This window comes from Bacillus sp. AFS002410 (genome assembly GCF_002556365.1).
GTDB lineage: Bacteria > Bacillota > Bacilli > Bacillales > Bacillaceae_G > Gottfriedia.
Window position 1 is genome coordinate 1 of sequence record NZ_NUEU01000054.1, and the last position, 3922, is coordinate 3922.

Sequence of the window (3922 nt, forward strand, 5' to 3'; positions counted from 1 at the left end):
TCAAAGTTCACTTTGTCGCTATATCTCTTAGCGACTTATATAATAATAACACACATAATCATTTATAGTCAACAATTATTTTATTATTATTTTCTTGCCACATATTTTGAATTAATGTGACAACGTTTAATAATATACCACTATTTTATTCTGTTTGCAATAACTTTTTAATAAAAAAATGAGAATCTTATTCATTATAGTAAAAGAGTAATTCTATATAAAATACCCATTTACTATAATGATAGGTCAACCTTATTCTACTGCTGTAGGTAGTTCTACAATAAACAATGATCCTTGCCCTAATTCACTTTCTACATAAACTATCCCATTATGCATCTCAACTATTTTTTTTACGATTGATAAACCCAACCCATTTCCAACTGTTGTCCGGTCTCTTGATTTATCGGCTTTATAAAACCTTTCAAAAATATGCATTTGCTCTTCATCAGATATACCGATTCCAGTATCTTGCACTTTTATAATTACCTTATCATTTTCTTGTTTTGCATTAATAAAGATATCACCATCATTAGGTGTAAACTTTATACTATTTGTAATTAGGTTCATCCAAACTTGATTTAAAAGAGCCTCATCACCAATCACATCGATTTTACTGAGATTAACATGCATATTAATGTTTTTTTCTACTATTTGTGGTTCGCAGCTTAACAACGAGTACATAAGTTGACTATTTAATGAAAAACGATTCTTCTCTATAGGCTGGTTCTGTGATTCTAATGAGGTTAACTTTAAGAGATTATCACTAAGCTTTGATAATCGGGTGCTTTCAAATTCAATAATATTCAAATACTGTTTTCGTTCTTCTAAAGGCAATTCTTCATTTTGTAATACTTTCGCGAATCCTTTAATAGATGTTAAAGGTGATTGAATTTCATGCGAAACATTCGAAATAAACTCTTGCCTCATATTTTCCATTTGGTTTAAGTTCAATGCCATATTATTAAAGCCATCTATTATTTGACCAATTTCTCCTCCAAAGGCATTTCTAACTTTCTCAAAATCGACCGATACGTTAAACTCTCCTCTGGAAATGCTTCTAATTGCCTGCATAATTTCCTTTACCATTCTCATTTGTTTTGGGTGATGGAATATTCTACCAAACATTCCTCCCGCTAACATTAATAATAGAAAGGTTACAAATGTATTTATAATTTGTATTGTTACTTCTGAAAGATTAGTTTTGTAGTGTTCAAAAAAATATCCGGTTAAATAGTGTGTCAAAACACTACCAACTGTTATGGCTGTCGTCAGTAGTAATATAGCCCCTATAATATCTCTAATTTTTTTTAGTACCTTCATTTCACTAGCTCCATTCGATACCCTAATCCCCATACAGTAGAAATTTTAAATCCGAATTCTTTCTCGGGAAATCTTTCTCTTAGGCGTTTAATATGAACATCTACTGTTCTTTCATCTCCTGCGTAATCAAATCCCCAAATATTTTCAATTAATTGTTCTCTTGAATAAGTCCTTCCTAATGAACTTGCTAAAGTAAATAAAAGCTCTAGTTCCTTCAAAGGCATATTAATTCCCTGGTTTCCAATAAGAACTTTATAATTGCCATGATCAATCGTTAAATCACCTATTTGTACAATTTTTGATGAAGAAATTTTCGATCTCCTTAATAGGGCTTTTACTCTTACAACTAATTCAACTGGTTCAAATGGTTTTACAATATAGTCATCGGTTCCTAGTTTAAATCCTTTAACTTTTTGTTCAGTCTCACCTTTTGCAGTTAGCATAATAATCGGAAGATCTGCCTCGTTTCTAATTTCACGACAAAGCTCAAATCCGTCCATCTTTGGCATCATTAAATCTATAATTAACATATCAATTTTGTTGTCTTCAAAAACAGTAATTGCTTCAATACCGTTTGTGGCTTCAAATACATTGAAGCCTTCATTCCGTAACAGTACATTCAATAATTTTCGAATATGTGGATCATCATCTACAATTAATATACTAGTCATATAAACACCTTCCTTGAATGTAGTTATACAGCACTATTTACTCTTAATTGTTGATCAGCAAACTCTCTATACATAAGATGGTTATTATATAATTCTTCATGTGTTCCAATGCCAGTTATTTTTCCCTTGTCTAAAAAGACAATTTGATCGGCATCTATAACTGTCGATAAACGATGGGCAATAACTAAAGTCGTTCTACCTTGCATTAAATTAGAAAGCGCATTTTGTACTACTAACTCCGATCTGCTATCCAAATTCGAAGTTGCCTCATCTAACATTAATAACTTAGGATTTCTTAATAAGGCGCGAGCAATTCCTATTCGCTGTCTTTGTCCTCCCGACAGTTTGACACCTCTTTCTCCAACTTCGGTATGAAACCCTTTAGGTAAATCATTAACAAATTGATCTACGTAAGCCATTGCTGACACATGGGACAATTCTTTATCAGATATTTCTCTTTTAATTCCATAACATATGTTATCCCTAATGGTTCCTACAATTAATGGACTTTCTTGTGCTACATATCCTATTTGCTTTCTCCAACTTTCTAAGTTATAGCAATCTATTGAATGCTTACCAACTTTTATTTCACCGATTTTAGGAGAATAAAATCTTTCAATAAGTGAGAAAAGTGTTGTTTTTCCACTACCACTTGGTCCTACAATTGCTGTGACTTTACCTGAAGGAATCGTAAAGTTAAGATTTGATAACATCTCCTCTTCTTTATATGCAAAGTGCAGTTTATTAATAGTTATCGGTAAGTTCATATTAATTTCTTCATTTCCAGAATCATAATCTTCTTCTTCATGTTCCAATATATTAATCATTCTTTCTGTAGCTCCCTTTGTTTTTTGAAGCTCAGTAAAGAATTGTGTAATTTGCGTTACTGGGAAGATTATTTGGAATAAATACAGTATATACGCTACTAATGCCCCAGCAGTAATTGCTCCAGAAGAAACTCTAACCCCGCCGTATCCAATTATGACTACTAGAATCAACATTAAAACAAAGGAAACAATAGGTCCTATTAATGATTGAAACTTGCCTTCCTTAATTCCGAAAGATAATAAGTTACTAATCCCCTTATTACCTTTTGAAATTTCGACAGATTCCGCATTTGAAACCTTTACTAGTCTAATTTCAGAAAAAACTTGGCTTATTAATGATGTAAATTTAGCTGTCTCATCTTGAGTTGCCTTTGATAACTTAGACATCTGTTTTCCGATTGGAATAAAAACCAACGCAATAACAGGTATAATACCGAATGTTACTAAGGTCATTCTCCAATCTAATATTAGTAAAAGTGTAAAAGATCCGATAATTGATATAATACCTGTAAAAAAATTTGTAATATGCTCTGTAATTAGCCCTTTTAATATTGCGGTATCATTCGTAACTCGACTAACGTTTTCACCAGTCTGTGTCTCATCGAAATATGATACTGGAAGTACAACCATCTTTTTCCATAATCGGTGTCTTACATTTGCAACAACCGTATTTCCCACTCTACTAAGTAAATAGATAGAAGCTGCAGATGATACTGCTTGTATTATTAGGACAGCTGCAAAAATTGCTATTTGCCCTGCACTTAATGATGATATTGAAAAGCCATCTACAAACTTTTTTGTTAGGAGAGGCAATAATAATCCTACTAAAGTAGTCGCTACACTTAGTAAAACCCCTATGCCAAACATCCATTTTGGAGGGTTTGCGTTTTTTATTAGAGAGATAAAATTTCTCCAATCACTTTTTTTATTTATCTTTTTTTCGTCTTTCATTTCATTACTCCTTACTTTAGCTATTGTTTATCTACTTTACTTTTAAAATTTACAACTAAAATATGAATAAAGAATGAACTATAAAATTATTTTACTGATCAAGCTGGCATTTAACATATTAACTTTTATAACGCAAAAAAACATCAGCCTAAT

General features: G+C 31.6%; 3 protein-coding genes. All 3 read right to left on the reverse strand.

Annotated features, from left to right (window positions below; all coding sequences use genetic code 11):
- Nucleotides 1-252: 252 nt before the first annotated feature.
- Genes CN692_RS19150 through CN692_RS19160 form a run of 3 tightly spaced genes read right to left on the reverse strand, consistent with a single transcriptional unit; the run spans nt 253 to nt 3769 of the window.
- Nucleotides 253-1320 (reverse strand): HAMP domain-containing sensor histidine kinase, encoded by a 1068-nt coding sequence (locus tag CN692_RS19150; RefSeq protein ID WP_179874488.1) that lies wholly within the window; start codon nt 1318-1320, stop codon nt 253-255.
- The gene (locus CN692_RS19155; RefSeq protein WP_098120744.1) at nt 1317-1991 is read right to left on the reverse strand and encodes a response regulator transcription factor; all 675 of its coding nucleotides are present in this window, start codon (nt 1989-1991) and stop codon (nt 1317-1319) included. The genes CN692_RS19150 and CN692_RS19155 overlap by 4 nt, the downstream gene beginning before the upstream one ends.
- A gap of 23 nt (nt 1992-2014) precedes the next feature.
- The gene (locus tag CN692_RS19160; protein WP_098120745.1) at nt 2015-3769 is read right to left on the reverse strand and encodes an ABC transporter ATP-binding protein; all 1755 of its coding nucleotides are present in this window, start codon (nt 3767-3769) and stop codon (nt 2015-2017) included.
- Nucleotides 3770-3922 lie beyond the last annotated feature (153 nt).